The following is a 17,687-nucleotide window of genomic DNA, read 5'->3' on the forward strand; positions in this document are numbered from 1 at the left end:
TTTGTTAGAAATTCTTTGCGTTCGGTAAATTGTAACCGTATTCTTCAAAGAATTCTTCCTTGAAATCAAGTAGACGATCCTCACGAATCGCTTGGCGAACGCCTTCCATCAACTTGACGAGGAAGTGAAGATTGTGTGTCGAACAAAGATGCAGACCGAACGTTTCTTGCGCACGAATCAAGTGATGGATGTACGAACGCGAGTAGTTCTTACACGCGTAGCAATCACATTTCTCGTCGAGCGGACGGAAATCACGTGCATACTTCGCATTCCGGACGACGAGCCGTCCTTGTGATGTCATCAACGTACCGTTTCGTGCGATCCGTGTCGGTAAGACACAGTCGAACATATCGATTCCGCGGATTGCGCCTTCAATCAATGCGTCCGGTGAACCGACGCCCATCAAATAACGTGGTTTGTCTTCCGGCATGAGTGGTGTCGTGAATTCGAGCGCACGGTACATGACGTCTTTTGGCTCTCCGACCGATAGACCACCGACCGCATAACCCGGGAAATCAAGGGCAACGAGATCTTTTGCACTTTGACGACGTAAGTCTTCGTATTCTCCACCTTGGATGATACCGAACAGCGCTTGATCGTGTGGACGTTCATGCGCAGCAAGACAACGTTCCGCCCATCGGCTTGTCCGTTCGACGGATGCTTTCATGTACTCGTGAGAAGCTGGGTACGGTGGGCACTCGTCAAACGCCATCATGATATCTGAACCGAGTGCATTCTGGATTTCCATCGCTTTTTCCGGTGACAAGAACAATTTGTCCCCGTTCAAGTGGTTACGGAAATGAACGCCCTCCTCAGAGATGTTACGGAGATCAGCAAGTGAGAAGACTTGGAAACCACCTGAGTCCGTAAGAATCGCGCCATCCCAGTTCATGAATTTATGCAGACCGCCCGCTTCCTTGATGACATCATGTCCTGGACGAACCCAGAGGTGGTACGTGTTCGCGAGGATGATGTTTGCGTTCATGTCCTTGATTTGTTCCGGTGCCATCGTCTTGACCGTCGCTTGCGTTCCAACCGGCATGAAGACCGGTGTCTCGAAACTACCGTGCGGCGTGTGGACGATTCCTAACCGCGCTCCGGATTGTTTACATGTTTTGATATGTTCGTATGTTACCGCGTGTTTTGTCATTAGTTTCGTTCCTCTCTCGTTAAGAACATCGCATCACCAAAGCTAAAGAAACGATAGCCGTTTGCAACTGCTTCTTCGTAGGCATGTAGAATGTGTTCCCGTGTCGATAACGCGGACACGAGCATGATCAATGTTGATTTCGGTAAGTGGAAGTTCGTGATCAGACCATCAATCCCTTTGACTTCCTGACCCGGGAAGATGAAGATGTCCGTCCAGCCCGTTGCTTCGACGAAGTCGCCATGGTCGCGAATGACAGTTTCAAGCGTCCGTGTCGATGTCGTTCCGACCGCGATGATCCGTCCGCCTTGTTTTCTCGTTTCACGCAGCAGAGCTGCTGAACTTTCCGGCAGTTCGTAGTACTCACTGTGCATCTTGTGACTATCGACGTCGTCGACCGAGACAGGTCGGAATGTGCCAAGTCCGACATGTAGCGTCAACGGTGCGATCCGGACGCCCTTCGCTTTTAATGCTTCAAGCAATTCCGGCGTGAAATGAAGCCCGGCTGTTGGTGCTGCAGCACTTCCGCGTTCGCGAGCGTAGACCGTCTGATAACGATCTTGATCCTCGAGTTGTTCATGAATGTATGGTGGCAGTGGCATCGTTCCGAGTTGGTCGAGCACTTCATAGAAAATGCCGTCATAGAAAAACTTCAGGATTCGTCCCCCGTCTTCAAGTGCTTCGACACACTCAGCACGGAGTAATCCGTCACCAAACGACAAAATCGTTCCTGGTTTGACGCGTTTTGCCGGTTTCGCAAGTGTTTCCCAAACATCGTCACTCGTTTGCTTCAAGAGTAACAATTCGATCTTCCCACCCGTCTCTTCCTTCACACCAAAGAGACGTGCCGGTAAGACTTTTGTATCATTGATGACGAGTGTATCGCCCTCCCGGAAGTGGTCGACGATATCATGGAAGTGCTGATGCTGAATCGCACCTGTCTCCCGATCGAGAACCATCAATTTCGAACTCGTCCGGTCGAGCAATGGCACTTGAGCAATTTGTTCTTCTGGTAAATGAAAATCAAATAAGTTTACATCCATTGGTTCAATTTCCTTCTTTCAGTCCTAAATGTTGGCGAGCGAACGGTGTTAAGACACGTCCTCGCGGAGTACGTTGTAAAAATCCTTGTTGCAGTAGATATGGTTCATATACATCCTCGATCGTCTGCGCATCTTCACCAATCGTTGCAGCGATTGTCTCGAGACCTACCGGACCACCGGCAAACCGTTCTGCAAGCGATCGAAGTAAACGATGGTCGACATCGTCGAGTCCAAGCGCATCGACATGCAAGCGATCAAGCGCACTTGTCGCAAGCGTTGCATCGATCTCGGTTTGATGGGCGACTTGAGCGAAGTCACGGACACGCCGTAACAACCGATTCGCGACACGTGGTGTTCCGCGTGAACGGAGTGCGATCGCTTCTGCAGCGAGACGATCCGCTTCGAATCCGAACAATCGTGACGTCCGGGTCACGATGGCAGACAACTCTGACATCGTATAATATTCAAGCTTCAGCGTCACGCCAAAACGATCACGGAGCGGTGCCGATAACATCCCGGCACGTGTCGTTGCACCAACGAGCGTAAACGGTGGTAAATCAATTCGGACGCTGCGGGCGAGTTCCCCTTGACCGATGACGATATCGAGACAATAGTCCTCCATCGCTGGATACAGGATCTCTTCGATCGATCGACTCAATCGGTGAATCTCGTCGATGAAGAGGACATCGCCCGGCTCCAGTGATGAGAGGATTGCCGCTAAATCACCCGGTCGTTCGATTGCAGGACCGGCTGTCGTCTTGATACCGACTCCCATCTCGTTCGCGATGATCGTCGCAAGCGTCGTCTTCCCAAGACCCGGAGGACCGTAGAGAAGCACGTGATCGAGTGTTTCTTGACGAATTTTTGCCGCCTCGATGAAGACACTCAAGTTTCCTTTTGCTTTCTCCTGCCCGATATATTGCTCGAGCGTCTGAGGACGCAGACTCCACTCTTCTTGATCTTCCGCATGGGCGGATTCTGACAAAATGCGCTCTTCCATGTCCTCACCTCACATTCAATAACAACTGGAGTGCCCGTTTGACATATTGATCCGTCGACAGGACTTCTGCCTGCAACGCTTTTTTGACTTTCTCGACTTCTCGGTCACTGTAACCTAGCGCCGTCAAGGCTTCACAAGCTTCATTCAATTCAGCATTGCCTTGCGCGAACAAGCCTTCGCTCGGTACGTAATCCGGTGCGAGCTCGGCTAACTTTCCTTTTAGGTCGAGTGTCATTTGTTTTGCTGTTTTCTTGCCGACCCCCGGGAACTTGACGAGATAACTTTCTTTCTCTTGTTCAATCGCTTCAACGAGCGCATCGACATTCCCTGATGCGACGATTGCAAGCGCTCCTTTCGGTCCGATTCCTGTGACACCGAGCAACTTCGTGAACAAGGCACGCTCACGACGGGAACGGAATCCGAATAAGACTTCTTGGTCCTCACGGACATAATGATACGTATATACGATGATCTGTTCGTCTCCGGTCCGATAAAAAAACGGGTTCGGTGCTACGATTTTGTAGCCAATCCCGCCAACTTCTACCGTCACGAATTCCGCGCAGACATAAGCGACTTCGCCGCGTACGAATTCTATCAATGTGGAACGCTCCCATCCTTAAACAAACTCTCGTGTTATTGTAGCATACATCTTCGTTTGGCTTCAAAACGTTCTTCAGCAAAAATCAATACATATGTTCGCTCTCTCAATCAGAAGACAAAAAAGCGTGATCGTTCGCACGACCACGCTTCCATCTTCTATTTTACGAACGCTCAAGCATCCGTTCGAGCGCCAACACGGCATGCCGCGTCGTCTCCGAGTCGACTGTAATGACGTTGACCGGCTCACCGGCTTCGACTTGTTCGAGCGCCCACGCTAAGTGCGGTAAGTCGATCCGGTTCATTGTCAGACACGGACACATGAATGGATTGAGCGATACGATATCGAGTTCCGGATACGTCGTCGCGAGGCGATTGACGAGATTCATCTCTGTTCCGATCGCCCACTTCGTTCCGGGAGCAGCCTGTTCGATTTGTTGAATGATGTACGCGGTTGATCCGTTGAGATCAGACGCTGTCACGACTTCATGCGAACATTCCGGGTGAACGAGAATCTTTCGCTCCGGATCCGTCTTGCGGAACTGATCAATCTGACCGACCGTGAATTTCTCATGGACCGAGCAGTGTCCTTTCCACAAGATGACGCGGACGTCCTGGTCCTCCCCATCAAAAACGAGTTCGTCCTTGATCGGATCCCAAATCGCCATCTGTTCTAACGGAATTCCGAGTGCGTGCGCCGTATTGCGACCGAGGTGTTGATCCGGCAGGAAGAATAAGATGTCGCGTTCAGCAAGCGCCCATTCGACCATCTGGACAGCGTTTGATGACGTCACCGTCGCCCCACCATGACGACCAACGAACGCTTTGATCGCTGCCGTCGAATTGACATACGTCAACGGTAAGATCGACTCCCCGAACCGTTCCGTCAAGATCGTAAAAGCACGCTCCGTTTGCGTATCGTTCGCCATATCCGCCATCGAACAACCAGCACGCATGTCAGGCAAAACGACCGTATGTGACGCATCTGTCAACATGTCTGCCGTCTCTGCCATGAAGTGGACACCGCAAAAGACTGTATATTCCGCTTCTGTCATCTGCTTCGCGACTTGCGCGAGCTGGAGCGAATCTCCCGTCGCATCCGCGAACTGGACGACTTCGTCTTTTTGATAGTGGTGGGCAGGTAAGAACAAGCGACTGCCCATCCGTGCTTTGACCCCTTCGATGATCGCGATCAAGTCTGCTTCTGTTTGCTGTAAGTACGACGCCGGAATTCCCTCGTGACGTAATAGATCAAATGACATCTTTTTTTCCTCCTTCGATTTTCATGCTGATATCAAGTGCTGTTGCTGAATGGGTGAGTGCCCCGAGTGAGATGACGTCTGCTCCGCTATCCGCGAAGTCTGATAACGTGTCTATCGTGATCCCGCCGGATAACTCGACCGTGATATGCGGTGGAATCAATTGCCGAAGTTGTTTGATTTCTGCTGGTGTCCGGTTATCGAGCATGATGATATCGACTTTTGTAGCCACTGCCTCCAGCACTTCCGCTTCCGTCTCGACTTCGACTTCAATTGGTGTCGTATGACCCGCGACACGTTTTGCTCGCGTCACCGCTTCCGTAATCGATCCCGCGACCGTAATGTGGTTGTCCTTGATCATGACGGCGTCATCGAGACGTCCGCGATGACTATAGCCACCCCCGACGCGAACGGCATGTTTTTCGAGCATTCGTAATCCAGGGGTCGTCTTTCGTGTATCCGTGATTCGGATTCGTCCTGCTGCTACCTCGACCGCTTGACGTGTCTTCGTCGCAATCCCGGATAAGCGTTGCACTAGGTTCAAGGCGACCCGTTCTCCGCTTAAAATGTCCTGTAACGAACCAGACCACTCGGCAAGGAGTGTTCCTCGCGTGACAATCGTCCCTTCCGCTACATGAATCGTCACGTCGACTTGTAAGAGATGTGCCATCTCCCGAATGATGTCGACTCCGCAAAAGACACCGTCTTCCTTTGCTAGAAAACGACCGGTCCCGCGTTCTTGTCCCGTCAGACATCCTTCACTTGTGATATCCCACTGTCCGATGTCCTCGATTAAAAATGCTTCCAGTTGTTGCCGTAACTGCCACTTGTTCAACGTTCTCATCCTCTCCTGTCAACCGACTTCGCGCCCCTTCAAGCAACAGACATGCCGTTACGTGACGTAATCGATTCTCTTCTGCTTCCTGTCCGGATTCGTCTAATGTCCAGCTTTTTAACTCTTCTAAACTATCTTCTATTTGCTTAACATCCATTTCGACACCAATGACCTGTGATAGACGGTCTGTTACGGAACGAAGTGTTCCCGGGCGTCGTTTGACTTGTTTGACTAAAAGTTCCGGTAACAACTCGAGCTGTTCTGCTACTGCTTTCCCCATGACAACACATTCAAGGAGCGAGTTCGACGCCAGACGATTTCGACCGTGAAGTCCAATCGATGCTGTCTCACCGACCGCGTAAAGTCCTTCGACATGCGTCTGCCCCGTCAGATCCGTTTCGATCCCACCCATCAAGAAATGGATGCCTGGTGCAATTTCAACGAGATCCGGATTTATGTTCAGTTTTTCACATTTTTCAACAAACGTTGGAAACCGTTTCGTCCGGTCGACGACGTTTGACGTATCGAGATAGACCGGTTCACATTTTCGCACCTCATGGATTCGTTTTGCGACTTCATCTCGCGCCGCTAAATCTTGCATCGGATGATCCGCCATGATCCGGTCACCATTTTTCGTTACAAGCGTCGCTCCTGCACCTCGTAGTGCTTCCGTGATCAAACCTTCCGAGCGACCAGCATGAACGAGTACCGTCGGATGATGCTGGATATAACCGAGATCACGAATCGTCGCCCCCGCTTCAAAAGCGAGTGCAATCCCGTCTCCTTGAATCAAAGGGTCATTCGTCGACGCCGCGAATAATCCACCCACTCCACCGGTCGCGAGAATCGTCGCGCGCGCCACAATCTCGATCGGCTCCCCATGGCTATATCCGACTGCACCAACTACCTGCCCATTGACTTGAATCAACTCTGTGATACGCGTCTGCTCGAGAATCGGAAATGGTACTCGCGGCATCAACGTCTCCATGATCCGTTTACCAGTCTCGTCCCCGCCAGAGTGATAAATCCGCGGCAAACGATGTGCTCCTTCACGACCGAGCAAAAACTCTCCCTCGGATTGATCGAATGGTACGCCTTGTCGTAACAAGAATTCCATCGCCTCGGTTCCCGATCGGGTGACGTAATCGACGACGGACGGATTGATACGCCCTTTTGCTGCTTGGCACGTATCTTCAAAGTGACCACGATGATTGACTTCTGCATAAGCGGAAGCAATCCCACCTTGTGCTCGAACGGAATTTGTCTCAAACCGCGTACCTTTCGTGACAAGCAACGCTTCCGTTCCGGGTGGAAGATGCAGGGCAACCGAAATCGCAGCAAGTCCTGTTCCAATGATCAACACATCCGTCTCAAGTCTTTTATATAAAGACATATGTTTTACACCTCTATATCTAAATGTTTACTATTGACTTGACAATAAGTTTGGCATACTTTTAGCTGAGTGACAAGACGAAAGGACAGGATTTTTTCATGATCTATCTCGATTACGCAGCGACGACTCCGCTGCATCCACAAGCACTCGATCATTATCAACAAGCCGCTCAGTCGTTCTACGGCAACAGTTCTTCTCTTCATGACATCGGTGGGAACGCTGAACGTTTACTCGAACGAGCCCGTCAGTATCTGATGCAACAATTGGCTCAACAAGAAGGAACCGTCATCTTTACAGGGAGTGGATCTGAAGCAAACTACATCGCGTTGACCCATCTGATGCGACAGAGTAACAAATCAGTTGTCTTGACACTTCGATGTGAACACGACTCGGTCTTGCTTCCGCTAGCGCGCTGGGCACAAGAAACACGGCACCTTTCTTTATTACCGGACGGAACGTTCGATTGGGAACAATTCATCGTAGCTTGTACGGATGAAATCGGTGTTGTCTCGATTCAACATGTCAATTCGGATACCGGTTTTCGTTTTCCGGTCGAACGGATTGCAGCATACTGTCAATCGCGTGAGATTCTGTTTCATTGCGATGGTGTCCAAGGATTTTTAAAAGATGCAATCAACATCGACGCTTTTGATGCCTACACGATGAGTAGTCATAAAGTGTATGGACCAAAAGGATTGGGCGCTTTGTATTTACGGTGTCCGCTCTTCAGCCCTTATTACGAGGGACATCACGAATTTGGAATCCGTCCAGGCACAGTCGACGTTCCAGGAATTGCTGCGTTCATCGCTGCCTGTGAAGCGTCTCGCTTCGAAAATCCAGGAATCCAAGCTTCAAGCCGTCGATTTCGTGGTATGCTAAAAAAAACATTGTCTTCGTCTCGTTACACAATGATTGAGTCGCCAACGCAACTCGCTTCCATCTGCGCCATCCATACGAAACAACGGGACGGTCAATATGCGTTGCTCGCCTTGAATCGTGCCGGAATCGCGGTTTCCGCTGGTAGTGCCTGCCGGGCTGGAGAAAACGGTCCGAATGCGACATTACGTGCCATCGGCTTCGATGAATCAGCGGCTCATGGGTTGATTCGGCTCAGTTTTGGAAGACACACGACGAACGAAGAAATCGAACAGTGCATTGATGTGTTGAACACGATTTCATGACACTGGAGAAAGGTAGGAGACATGATGGGGAAACGCATCTCCGGAGAAGAACGCCGGAAATCATTACTTCGTATGATTGAGGAAAGTGAGCAACCTGTCACAGGAACGGCACTGGCGAAACAAGCAGGTGTCAGTCGCCAAGTGATCGTGCAGGATTTATCATTGTTAAAGGCAAAAGGATATCCTGTCATCGCGACAGCTCGTGGCTATTTCATCAATGATCCGGAAGTCGACGGTTCAAAATTACGTCGCAAGATCGTTTGCCGTCACGGCATCGATCAGTTAAAGGATGAGTGTGACGCCATCGTTGACGAAGGAGTCGTCGTCCGCGATGTCATCATCGAACATCCCGTCTACGGCTTCATCACTGGAGAATTGATGCTAAAGAGCCGCCGAGACGTCCGTGTATTGCTAGAGCAGCTAAAGGAGACGCAAGCCACTCCGCTCTCGAGCCTGACGGACGGAGTCCATATCCACACGCTGGAGGCGGATCATGAAGACGCACTGGAAGCAGCCATTGCGAAACTCGATCGTCTCGGAATTCTCGTTTCAGAGCTCGATGTCTGAACATACAAAAACCGCCTATTCCAAAGGAATAAGCGGTTTTTTTATCGTTCAATCGGTTCAAGTCGTGTCTCCGGCATCGTAGATGGCGGATCGAACGTTGCTAAGACTTTGCGGACGCGTCGGTTTTCGATATGCAAGACGGTCAACGTGACACGTTCATAACGCATCGCCGTTCCGACGTCCGGTAATTGTCCGCTCTCCTCCATGATCCATCCCCCAAGTGACTGGGCGTCCGTGTCTGGCATCGTCAATTGAAATTGCTGACAGAAGTCTTCAATGTCGTACTCTGCTAGACATTCGTATTGCTCTGGACCAATCCGTTTCGTATATTCCAATGATTCATCGTGTTCATCCCAAATCTCCCCGACGATTTCTTCTAAAATATCCTCAAGGGTGATCAGACCTGCCGTACCTCCGAATTCATCAAGGACAACTGCCATGTGGGACTGTTTGACTTTGAGTTCCGGTAATAAATCCATCAATCGCGTCTGTGGTACGACGAACGATACCGGTCGAATCCATTCTCGGATATCAACGGAGCCGTTCTTCACGTATGCACGCAGAAAGTCCCGCTCCGATAATACACCGATGACGTGATCAATCGAATCTTTATAGACTGGTAGACGAGAATAGCCACCCTTCTGGACCTCTGCAAGGATGTCTTCAAGCCGCGCATCAATATCGATTGCCTGAATATCCATGCGAGGTGTCAGTGCATCCTCGACCGTCACATGTTGAAAATCAACCGCTTGGTGAACGAGTTCCGCCTCTGCAAGCCCCATGATCCCCTCTTCTTGACTGATATCGACGAGTGCCTTGAGTTCCTGTTCGGTCACGAGCGGTCCTTTCGGATCTGCTCCAATCAACCGAAGCGCAAACTGACGTAAGCGGAGTAACAGAAAAACGAGTGGTCGAAAGCACAGTAAGAAGAAGCGCAGTGGACGTCCGATCAATAACACGTAACGTTCCGTATGTTCACGAGCATACGACTTCGGTATCAATTCTCCGAACAACAGCAACAGGAAAAACAGCGCAAGAAAGGCAACGGTTTGTGTTGCGATCGTCTCGACGAACTGGATGATCCACCAGCCACCAAATAAGATAAAGGCGACGTTGACGATCGTATTCCCAATCAAAATCGAAGTCAGTGTCTCTTCGTAGCGTTGAAGTAAGCGAAATACACGGGACGCACGCGCGTCCCCTGCTTCCGATTGGTGCAACAACCGCAACCGATTGACACTCGCGAGTGCCGTCTCAGCTGAGGAAAAGAACGCAGATAACATGAGAATCGGAATTAACCAAACGACTGAAATCATGGGCAATGGGTCCACGATGCTTTCACACTCCGTTTCCTAATGGAATGAACCGCTTAGAATGATGACTCGACGAATTCGAACTCGAAATCGCGGATTCGAACGACGTCGCCGTCGATCGCACCAAGACGACGCAACTCTTCGTCGACACCCATTTGACGCAGTGTCCGAGCGAAACGTTTAATCGATTCTTCACGCATGAAGTTCGTCATCGTGAAGAGTTTTTCGATGCGTGGTCCTTTGATGACGAAGCAATCGTCTTCATCTTTCGTGATCGTAAAGCCAGCTTCTGGTGCTTCGTAACCGTAGACGACACGTGGTGTCGCTGTTTTCTCTTCGAGTTCCTCAAGACCGAATTCTGGAGTTGCATCGACGAGGTCAGCGATTCGGAATAACAGATCGCGTAAACCTTGACGTGTTGCTGCTGAAATCTCGAATACTTCAAGCTCTGGGAAAGCTTCCTTGAAGGCTTCAAGATGTTCTGCCGCATCTGGCATGTCCATCTTGTTCGCGACGACGACTTGCGGACGTTCTGTTAAGCGGAGGTTATAGTCCGCGAGTTCTTTATTGATGATGTTGTAGTCTTCGATTGGATCGCGACCTTCCATCCCGCTCATGTCGATGACGTGGACGATGACTTTCGTCCGCTCGACGTGACGGAGGAACTGGTGACCGAGTCCGACACCTTCACTTGCACCTTCAATCAATCCTGGCAAGTCAGCCATGACGAAACTACGGCTATCTTCCGTTTCGACGACACCGATGTTCGGTGTGATCGTCGTGAAGTGATATGCGCCGATTTTCGGACGTGCGGCTGAAACGACGGATAACATCGTTGATTTTCCGACGCTCGGGAAACCGACGAGACCGACGTCTGCTAGCATCTTCAGCTCAAGTTTCAAGTACTTCTCTTCTCCTGGCTCACCGTTTTCAGCGTGCTCAGGTGCTGGGTTGGCTGGTGTCGCAAACCGTGTATTTCCACGTCCGCCACGTCCGCCTTTTGCGACGATCGCTTGTTGTCCGTGATGGACGAGGTCAGCGATGACCGCATTCGTATCGTCATCGTAAACGACCGTGCCGGGTGGAACCTTGACGATTAGATGCTCGGCTTTACGACCGTGCATCCCTTTTGACATACCGTTTTCACCTTGAACCGCTTTAAAGTGACGTTTGTAACGGAAGTCCATCAATGTCCGAAGTCCTTCGTCGACTTCGAGGACGACGTGAGCCCCGTGACCACCGTCACCGCCGGCAGGACCGCCGTCCGGAACGTATTTCTCGCGACGGAACGCTACTTGCCCACGTCCTCCGTCACCTGCTTTTACATAAATATTTACCTGATCGACAAACATGTCGGATCCCTCCTCTTACTTCTCTTCCTCAAACGGAAGACTTTCAATCTCAATCACACACTCATTTTCCGTCTGCGACTCGATTTCCATCGGCGTCACTAGATCCTCAAGGCGCGACATATCTAGTAGATCCCGATAGATCTCGATGGTCACGCCCTCGTGGAAGGTCACGGATACTTCTCCTACTCCTACATCAATCATGGCGATGGCTGCTTCGACGAGTTGCTTCAACCGCTCATCTTCCATGTGGGGTGCTCCGATGACATCATACGTCACAGTTTTGCCTGACCATTCAGCTTGCAGTAACGCCAGTGCGGTTTTCGGCAATCCGATTCGCCCTAGACGTCCTTCCCGAGATGCTTGCTCCCGGTACGCCGAACAGATCGACTCGACTGCTTGTTCGTCTCCGATCGCGCCATACGAACGGACGAGTTGTATCCGGTTCAACCACTCGTGACGAAGAGTCTTCAAAAGATCAAGTACCTGCTGTTCCTCCATCGGTCGTTCCCTCCTAAAAAAAACAGACCCTAACCCTCGAAAGTGGCTAGAGTCTGCTTCGTCGATCCTTATGCTGGGTAAACGCTGACTTGTTTCTTGTCGCGTCCGAGACGTTCGAAACGAACGACACCAGTTGCAGTTGCGAAAAGTGTATCATCGCCACCACGTCCGACGTTCATACCTGGGTGAATCTTCGTACCGCGTTGACGGTAGAGGATTGAACCAGCAGAAACAGTTTGACCGTCTGCACGTTTCGCCCCAAGGCGTTTCGATTGCGAGTCACGACCGTTCTTTGTCGAACCTACCCCTTTTTTCGATGCGAAGAACTGAAGATTAAGTTTCAACATGTGGAATCCACCTCCTATACTTGTTCAAGTTGGATAAACTCACCGTAACTTTCAGCGATGGTACCAAGTTGGACCAAAGTCGCTTCCAGTAACAATTGGGTGCGTTCACTGACATCCGGTGCTAAGTCAGCGTACGGTTCTACATAAAAGTAGCCACCCTCTTGTTGTTCTGCCATTTCAAGGAGCAGGACCTGCCCGAGTAATGCTTCTATGGCATTGTATGCCCCGAAGATCACCGACGAGACGCCGGCACAGACAAGGTCGAGACCTGGTTCTGCGAACTCGGCATGTCCTGTCACTTCGATGGAGCGGACGAGTTCCGCTTCATCTCGTCGAATCTTGACACGTATCATGGCTTACGCTTCGATTTTCTCGATGCGGACCTTCGTGTAAGGTTGACGGTGACCTTGCTTACGACGGTAGTTCTTTTTCGCTTTCATTTTGAAGACAGTGATCTTTTTCGCGCGAGCGTGTTTGATGACCGTTGCTACGACCTTCGCACCTTCTACGAGTGGAGCGCCGACTTTAACATCGTCACCACCAAGGATCAATACTTCACCAAATTCAACTGTGCTGTCGACGTCTGCGTTTAATTTCTCAACGTAGATTTCTTGGCCAGCTTCAACTTTGACTTGTTTACCACCAGTTTTGATAATTGCGTACATTACGTGCACCTCCTCTTAGGAACTCAGACTCGCCATCACGGGCAGCGGATGCTTTAAAACCCGGTCTGTGCGGTTGTAGTCATTTGGGTGCTTCCAAACGAACTAACGTTATTCAGAATACCAAACGTTCTTCTACCTTGTCAATGCTGTTCTGAAGGATTATTCCGATCGCTTGATGAAATCGAGACAGTCCTGTGACGACCCCGTGAACAGGACCGCTGGATTGCCTTCGAGCACATGGACTTCGAGCGGTTGACGAGAGATGAATTCGTCTTGCAACAGATGCCGTGGTGCGCGAATCACGACCGCTTCCGCATAGGTCGCAATCTCAAGTAACTTCGGTTCAATCAAGCGATAGACACTCAATCGCGTCCACTGCCCGGATTCCTGTGAACGTTCCTGTAGCGATTTCCCGTGACGTTGTCGTGTCAGTTCGCATAAGCCCATCTTCGTAAAGCCATAGACTTCGATTTGTTTCGTCTCGAGCGCCGCTCGTTCTTTGAGGAGTTGCGTCACCCGTGTCTGACCTTTACTAGAGCCACGTAAAAAATCGATTGCAATCATACCGCTGATGTTGCGCAACCGTAATTGGCGCATGACTTCGACGGCAGCCGCTTCATTGATTTGATCAAACGTTCGCTTTTGTTCCTTGACGGAGATCGTCTTCCCACTGTTGACGTCGATGACAGTCATCGTCTCGACCTCTTCAATCAAGAGATACGCTCCCCCGTCAAGCCAGACGACCCGTTGCATCGCCTTCTCGATTGCGCCATCGATCGCTTCCATCTCAGGTAAGCGTCCTTTTCGTAGCGACCGTTCGACGGACAGACCAAGCAATTCCAGGCGTTCCTTTTCCTGACGCGTCATGACGAGCGCATCGGTGACATGTGGAAGTCGTTTTGCTTCCTGAACGATCAGTGCCTCGTCTTGTTCAAGACGCGGTGCCTGCAAAAGTTCTTTATGTCGTGTCCGTAATGACTGCAATTCTTGCTTCAATTCGTCGATTGATGCTTTTGCCGCCTCTGTCCGGTAAAGAATCCCCTCTTCGTCCGTCGTCGTCAATTGCTCCGCCAGTTGACGCTGAACAACGAGATCCAGCTTCCGACTGAAACGGATGCGGCGACCGTATGGAAAATAGACAAGATAACGTCCACCATAGGTGATATTCTGCGTCACCTTGTGTTGTTTTGGTGCGACCCCTTCCTTGACGACCTGGACAAGTAACGTCTGTCCGACCTGGACGGCTTGTCCAATCGTCGGTACGTCCGGATAACGGCGCAACGCTTCAATCGTCTCATTCAGCGGTAAGTAAAGCGGTGTACCGTCGGTCGCAATCAAAAAGGCTGCCCCGAGCGTCGGATGCAACCGGTCGACCTTGGCATAGACGAATGTGCCAACCCGGATCTCGTCACGCATCCGCTCATGATATTCAATCAATCGACCGCCTTCGACCAATGCCAATCGTTCAAGCGAAGCGGTCTGTTCACTAATCCATCGCATACTGATCCCTCCAAAAAAATTAGACTAGGCGCGACGATGTCGTCCTAGTCTAATTTCCCATTCTTATTTCATCCCAAGCATCTTCTTCAATTTGACGAAGAACCCTTTTTGCGGTTGTTCATTTAAATCAAGCAGTGGTACAGATTCGCCGAGAATCCGGCGAGCAATGTTCCGGTAGCCGAGTCCAGCCCGGTTATCCGGATTCATCGTCACAGGCACACCACGGTGGGAAGCGGCGATGACTTCTTCATCATCGATGATCAGACCAAGTAGATCAATCGAAAGGATACGCATGATCTCATCGATGTCGAGCATGTCACCTGATGCCATCATGTGTGAACGCACCCGGTTGATGACGAGTTTCGGAACGATGTTTCGTTCTGAGCGCTCGAGCATCCCGATGATCCGGTCCGCATCTTGAACGGCTGCTTTTTCCGGTGTCGTCACGACGACGGCTTCATCGGCTCCAGCGATCGCATTCATGAAGCCTTGTTCGATTCCGGCAGGGCAATCGATCAAGACGAAGTCGTATTCGAGTTTCAGTGTATCGATGATTGCCTTCACCTGTTCGGGTGTGACGGAGGACTTATCCTTTGATTGAGCAGCAGGCAACAGATACATCTCTTCAAAACGTTTATCGCGGACGAGCGCTTGGTGCAACTTACATTGCCCTGTCACGACGTCAACGATGTTATAGATACTCCGGTTATCGAGACCAAGCACGATATCCAGATTACGTAACCCGATATCCGTATCAACGAGGCAAACGGAATGTCCCATCAATGCAAGTGCTGTTCCGATGTTTGCAGTCGTCGTTGTCTTTCCGACGCCACCTTTACCGGATGTGACGACGATGGCGCGTCCCATGTTCGTCTTCGCCTCCATATGTACCTGTTCTTTCACTTGTTCCATATCCGTCACCCTCTTTCACTATCAATCGCAAACTGATCCATCCGCGCGAGCGGAACGGTTTGAAGGCGGGAGAATTCCACCCCGTCTTCGCCTAAAAATGCACAACCCATATCGAGAGCAGGAATCGGTGCGTCGTCCGGTTCTTCGTGGACGGTGCCAGCGACTGCGACCCATTTCGGTTGCAATACACTCGCAGCGATGACGGCTTCCGTATTGCCACCTTTACCTGCATGAACGGTACCACGTAAAGCACCGAGACAATAGATACTTCCTGTCGCATGGACGACCGCACCCGGATTGATATCTCCGATGATGACGATCGATCCTTCGACGTCTAATACGTGCCCACTGCGTGCCGTTCCACCGAAGTAATGAAACGTTCGCTCTCCGTACAAGGCTTTTGCCTCGTCCTTCGTGATGCACTCACTATCATAGCCTTTGAAAGAGAAGGAATCATGTCGCGCGACGATAGATTCGACGGCCGTCAACACCCCTTCATCGACATAACGTCGACCGAAGAAGAAGGTGATCGGTACGGCGCGTCCGTTCTCGACGGATTTGTCCGCAAGCGTCAACTCTAAATCGTCAAGAAATTCATCCACACTGCACCTTTCATTCACATAGACGGCGAGGCCACCACGATGACCTTTCATCGTTACATAACGTTTACGCTCAATCATGACTCATCCTCTTTTCTCGTCAAGGGTCGACTGCACGAGTCGGGTCATCGGATAGTACAGGATGATGATCCCGATCAACTGCGCAACCAGACTCCTTGGAATGATCTGTGTCGCGAGCTCCTGGAAGGAGACTCCGACACCCACGACCGAAGCCGTGAAGAAATATATATCGAGCTCATACAAAATGGCACTGAACGTGAACGTGACAAGAATCGTCAATACGTTCTCCTTTACATATTTTAGCACGAAGCTACTAAAAAGCGGAATGGCGGATAACGCAAATAAGTAAATGCCGATGATATCGGAATACACGAAATCATACAGCAATCCGAAAACGAGTCCGAATCCGAGTGCCTGTTCAAGTTTTCCGTACCGACCGAGGAACATCAGACCGATCAATGTCGCATGGATGACGTACGGCGAACCATCTCCGAGTGGTCCTGCGAACAACGTCCCTTCTAAGATAAAAAGAAGGAACACGGCGAAAAACAACTTAACGTTATTCACGAGTGTCCCCTCCCTTATCGGTCTCAGCGAAAGGTTCCTTCGCTTCGCGCTCAATCACGAAGACATGACCGAACTGTTCGAAGTCTGCTGCCGGTTTGACGTATGCGATTTTCGAAGCCCCATACTGATCGGCTTTCACTTCCTCGATTTTTCCGATGACGATTCCGCTCGGATACTTTCCACCGAGACCGGACGTCGTGACGGTCTGCCCTTTTTTCAGCTTCGCATCATTCGGAATTTTCGTGAACTTGAGTAATTTCGTCTCTTCATCAAAGCCTTCGATCGTACCGAAGACTCCTTTTCCTTTCGTGTCGTCTGCCGTTGCCGAGACGTTATTCGTCCGACTTGTATCCGACATCAGCTGCACGAGGGATGTATAAGCACTCGCCTGGATGACGCGACCGATCAGTCCATCTGCTGTTACGACGGCCATATTCGCCTTGACTCCTTTTTGTTCGCCGATATTAATCGTGACGAACCGTTGCCATTCGGACGATGTCCGACCGATCATCTCTGCCGGTAACAACTTATAATCGCGAATCGATCCGTTCAGGTCGAGCATGTCTTTCAATTCTTTATTCTCACGTTCAAGATCACGGACTTTGACGGCATTGCCGGCATAGTCACTTAAGCGTGATTTCAAGTGTTCGTTCTCTTTGTACACGTCACGCACTTCTTTAATCGAAGTGACCGTATCATCAATCCAGCCAATCGGTGTCGCGAAAAGGCGTTGACCGACGCCCACGGTATCACGCACGAAGCTTTGATACCAGTGGGATTGGTTACGCCCTTGTAGCGAAATCCCGATCAAGATCACCAAAAGGAGAAAACTAAGGAGTGTGATGAGCAGTTTTCGATTATTTAAAAATCGCTTCATCGCTCATCCCGTCC

20 protein-coding genes and 1 other annotated feature are annotated in these 17,687 nt (G+C 50.5%); of the genes, 2 read left to right on the forward strand and 18 right to left on the reverse strand.

Annotated elements, in window-relative coordinates:
- Positions 1-4: 4 nt before the first annotated feature.
- From tgt to KNQ08_RS08080, 7 genes are all read right to left on the reverse strand, one after another.
- Positions 5-1,150, reverse strand: a complete 1,146-nt coding sequence (gene tgt / locus KNQ08_RS08050) for a tRNA guanosine(34) transglycosylase Tgt (protein WP_029342245.1) — start codon at positions 1,148-1,150, stop codon at positions 5-7.
- Positions 1,150-2,190, reverse strand: a complete 1,041-nt coding sequence (gene queA / locus KNQ08_RS08055) for a tRNA preQ1(34) S-adenosylmethionine ribosyltransferase-isomerase QueA (RefSeq protein ID WP_023468934.1) — start codon at positions 2,188-2,190, stop codon at positions 1,150-1,152. The genes tgt and queA overlap by 1 nt, the downstream gene beginning before the upstream one ends.
- A gap of 4 nt (positions 2,191-2,194) precedes the next feature.
- Positions 2,195-3,190, reverse strand: coding sequence for a Holliday junction branch migration DNA helicase RuvB (ruvB, locus tag KNQ08_RS08060; protein ID WP_029342246.1), 996 nt, complete (start codon positions 3,188-3,190; stop codon positions 2,195-2,197).
- 4 nt (positions 3,191-3,194) lie between these two features.
- The gene (gene ruvA / locus KNQ08_RS08065) at positions 3,195-3,788 is read right to left on the reverse strand and encodes a Holliday junction branch migration protein RuvA (protein ID WP_023468936.1); all 594 of its coding nucleotides are present in this window, start codon (positions 3,786-3,788) and stop codon (positions 3,195-3,197) included.
- Positions 3,789-3,951: 163 nt separating this feature from the next.
- A complete protein-coding gene (gene nadA, locus KNQ08_RS08070; protein ID WP_214805231.1) occupies positions 3,952-5,049 on the reverse strand; it encodes a quinolinate synthase NadA in 1,098 nt (365 codons plus the stop codon).
- Positions 5,039-5,890: a carboxylating nicotinate-nucleotide diphosphorylase gene (nadC, locus tag KNQ08_RS08075; protein ID WP_353049221.1), complete on the reverse strand. Its 852-nt coding sequence runs from the start codon at positions 5,888-5,890 to the stop codon at positions 5,039-5,041. The genes nadA and nadC overlap by 11 nt, the downstream gene beginning before the upstream one ends.
- Positions 5,805-7,274: an L-aspartate oxidase gene (locus tag KNQ08_RS08080; protein ID WP_214805232.1), complete on the reverse strand. Its 1,470-nt coding sequence runs from the start codon at positions 7,272-7,274 to the stop codon at positions 5,805-5,807. Before KNQ08_RS08080 ends, nadC begins: the two co-directional genes overlap by 86 nt.
- 98 nt (positions 7,275-7,372) lie before the next feature.
- Between KNQ08_RS08080 and KNQ08_RS08085 the strand changes: the two genes are divergently transcribed.
- A complete protein-coding gene (locus KNQ08_RS08085) occupies positions 7,373-8,455 on the forward strand; it encodes a cysteine desulfurase family protein (protein ID WP_214805233.1) in 1,083 nt (360 codons plus the stop codon).
- A gap of 24 nt (positions 8,456-8,479) precedes the next feature.
- Positions 8,480-9,022, forward strand: a complete 543-nt coding sequence (locus KNQ08_RS08090; protein ID WP_149427668.1) for a transcription repressor NadR — start codon at positions 8,480-8,482, stop codon at positions 9,020-9,022.
- A 41-nt stretch (positions 9,023-9,063) separates the two neighbouring features.
- Here KNQ08_RS08090 and KNQ08_RS08095 read toward each other — a convergent pair whose 3' ends face one another.
- The 11 genes from KNQ08_RS08095 to mreC all read right to left on the reverse strand — a co-directional run bounded on the left by KNQ08_RS08095 (position 9,064) and on the right by mreC (position 17,673).
- Positions 9,064-10,338 (reverse strand): hemolysin family protein, encoded by a 1,275-nt coding sequence (locus tag KNQ08_RS08095; RefSeq protein WP_251133635.1) that lies wholly within the window; start codon positions 10,336-10,338, stop codon positions 9,064-9,066.
- Positions 10,339-10,391: 53 nt separating this feature from the next.
- Positions 10,392-11,687, reverse strand: coding sequence for a GTPase ObgE (gene obgE, locus KNQ08_RS08100; protein WP_149427670.1), 1,296 nt, complete (start codon positions 11,685-11,687; stop codon positions 10,392-10,394).
- A 15-nt stretch (positions 11,688-11,702) separates the two neighbouring features.
- Positions 11,703-12,185 (reverse strand): Spo0B domain-containing protein, encoded by a 483-nt coding sequence (locus tag KNQ08_RS08105; RefSeq protein WP_047393635.1) that lies wholly within the window; start codon positions 12,183-12,185, stop codon positions 11,703-11,705.
- A 68-nt stretch (positions 12,186-12,253) separates the two neighbouring features.
- Positions 12,254-12,532 carry a 50S ribosomal protein L27 gene (rpmA, locus tag KNQ08_RS08110; protein WP_012370976.1) on the reverse strand — a complete coding sequence of 93 codons (279 nt, stop codon included), beginning with the start codon at positions 12,530-12,532 and terminating at the stop codon, positions 12,254-12,256.
- A 14-nt stretch (positions 12,533-12,546) separates the two neighbouring features.
- A complete protein-coding gene (locus tag KNQ08_RS08115; RefSeq protein WP_023468945.1) occupies positions 12,547-12,885 on the reverse strand; it encodes a ribosomal-processing cysteine protease Prp in 339 nt (112 codons plus the stop codon).
- Between the two features lie 3 nt (positions 12,886-12,888).
- Positions 12,889-13,197: a 50S ribosomal protein L21 gene (gene rplU / locus KNQ08_RS08120; protein ID WP_012370978.1), complete on the reverse strand. Its 309-nt coding sequence runs from the start codon at positions 13,195-13,197 to the stop codon at positions 12,889-12,891.
- Positions 13,198-13,212: 15 nt separating this feature from the next.
- Positions 13,213-13,282 (reverse strand) — a sequence feature (ribosomal protein L21 leader region).
- A gap of 74 nt (positions 13,283-13,356) precedes the next feature.
- Complete coding sequence (locus KNQ08_RS08125) at positions 13,357-14,697, reverse strand: ribonuclease E/G (RefSeq protein WP_214805234.1); 1,341 nt, start codon at positions 14,695-14,697, stop codon at positions 13,357-13,359.
- 63 nt (positions 14,698-14,760) lie between these two features.
- Positions 14,761-15,564 (reverse strand): septum site-determining protein MinD, encoded by an 804-nt coding sequence (gene minD / locus KNQ08_RS08130; RefSeq protein WP_029342255.1) that lies wholly within the window; start codon positions 15,562-15,564, stop codon positions 14,761-14,763.
- A gap of 50 nt (positions 15,565-15,614) precedes the next feature.
- Positions 15,615-16,289, reverse strand: coding sequence for a septum site-determining protein MinC (locus KNQ08_RS08135; RefSeq protein ID WP_035406484.1), 675 nt, complete (start codon positions 16,287-16,289; stop codon positions 15,615-15,617).
- 3 nt (positions 16,290-16,292) lie between these two features.
- Positions 16,293-16,796, reverse strand: a complete 504-nt coding sequence (gene mreD / locus KNQ08_RS08140) for a rod shape-determining protein MreD (protein ID WP_023468949.1) — start codon at positions 16,794-16,796, stop codon at positions 16,293-16,295.
- On the reverse strand, positions 16,789-17,673 hold the full coding sequence (gene mreC, locus KNQ08_RS08145) for a rod shape-determining protein MreC (RefSeq protein WP_058703839.1): 885 nt from the start codon (positions 17,671-17,673) through the stop codon (positions 16,789-16,791). Before mreC ends, mreD begins: the two co-directional genes overlap by 8 nt.
- Positions 17,674-17,687 lie beyond the last annotated feature (14 nt).

Origin of the sequence: Exiguobacterium sp. s46 (assembly GCF_018618875.1) — a bacterium.
Taxonomy (GTDB): Bacteria; Bacillota; Bacilli; order Exiguobacteriales; family Exiguobacteriaceae; genus Exiguobacterium_A; species Exiguobacterium_A abrahamii.

Excerpts from the sequence above, each read along its gene's own strand:
- tgt (WP_029342245.1), bottom strand. The coding sequence starts at position 1,150 with ATGACAAAACACGCGGTAACATACGAACATATCAAAACATGTAAACAA.
- queA (WP_023468934.1), bottom strand. The coding sequence starts at position 2,190 with ATGGATGTAAACTTATTTGATTTTCATTTACCAGAAGAACAAATTGCT.
- ruvB (WP_029342246.1), bottom strand. The coding sequence starts at position 3,190 with ATGGAAGAGCGCATTTTGTCAGAATCCGCCCATGCGGAAGATCAAGAA.
- nadA (WP_214805231.1), bottom strand. The coding sequence starts at position 5,049 with ATGTCATTTGATCTATTACGTCACGAGGGAATTCCGGCGTCGTACTTA.
- nadC (WP_353049221.1), bottom strand. The coding sequence starts at position 5,890 with ATGAGAACGTTGAACAAGTGGCAGTTACGGCAACAACTGGAAGCATTT.
- KNQ08_RS08080 (WP_214805232.1), bottom strand. The coding sequence starts at position 7,274 with ATGTCTTTATATAAAAGACTTGAGACGGATGTGTTGATCATTGGAACA.
- KNQ08_RS08085 (WP_214805233.1), top strand. The coding sequence starts at position 7,373 with ATGATCTATCTCGATTACGCAGCGACGACTCCGCTGCATCCACAAGCA.
- KNQ08_RS08090 (WP_149427668.1), top strand. The coding sequence starts at position 8,480 with ATGGGGAAACGCATCTCCGGAGAAGAACGCCGGAAATCATTACTTCGT.
- KNQ08_RS08095 (WP_251133635.1), bottom strand. The coding sequence starts at position 10,338 with ATGATTTCAGTCGTTTGGTTAATTCCGATTCTCATGTTATCTGCGTTC.
- obgE (WP_149427670.1), bottom strand. The coding sequence starts at position 11,687 with ATGTTTGTCGATCAGGTAAATATTTATGTAAAAGCAGGTGACGGAGGA.
- KNQ08_RS08105 (WP_047393635.1), bottom strand. The coding sequence starts at position 12,185 with ATGGAGGAACAGCAGGTACTTGATCTTTTGAAGACTCTTCGTCACGAG.
- rpmA (WP_012370976.1), bottom strand. The coding sequence starts at position 12,532 with ATGTTGAAACTTAATCTTCAGTTCTTCGCATCGAAAAAAGGGGTAGGT.
- KNQ08_RS08115 (WP_023468945.1), bottom strand. The coding sequence starts at position 12,885 with ATGATACGTGTCAAGATTCGACGAGATGAAGCGGAACTCGTCCGCTCC.
- rplU (WP_012370978.1), bottom strand. The coding sequence starts at position 13,197 with ATGTACGCAATTATCAAAACTGGTGGTAAACAAGTCAAAGTTGAAGCT.
- KNQ08_RS08125 (WP_214805234.1), bottom strand. The coding sequence starts at position 14,697 with ATGCGATGGATTAGTGAACAGACCGCTTCGCTTGAACGATTGGCATTG.
- minD (WP_029342255.1), bottom strand. The coding sequence starts at position 15,564 with ATGGGACGCGCCATCGTCGTCACATCCGGTAAAGGTGGCGTCGGAAAG.
- KNQ08_RS08135 (WP_035406484.1), bottom strand. The coding sequence starts at position 16,289 with ATGATTGAGCGTAAACGTTATGTAACGATGAAAGGTCATCGTGGTGGC.
- mreC (WP_058703839.1), bottom strand. The coding sequence starts at position 17,673 with ATGAAGCGATTTTTAAATAATCGAAAACTGCTCATCACACTCCTTAGT.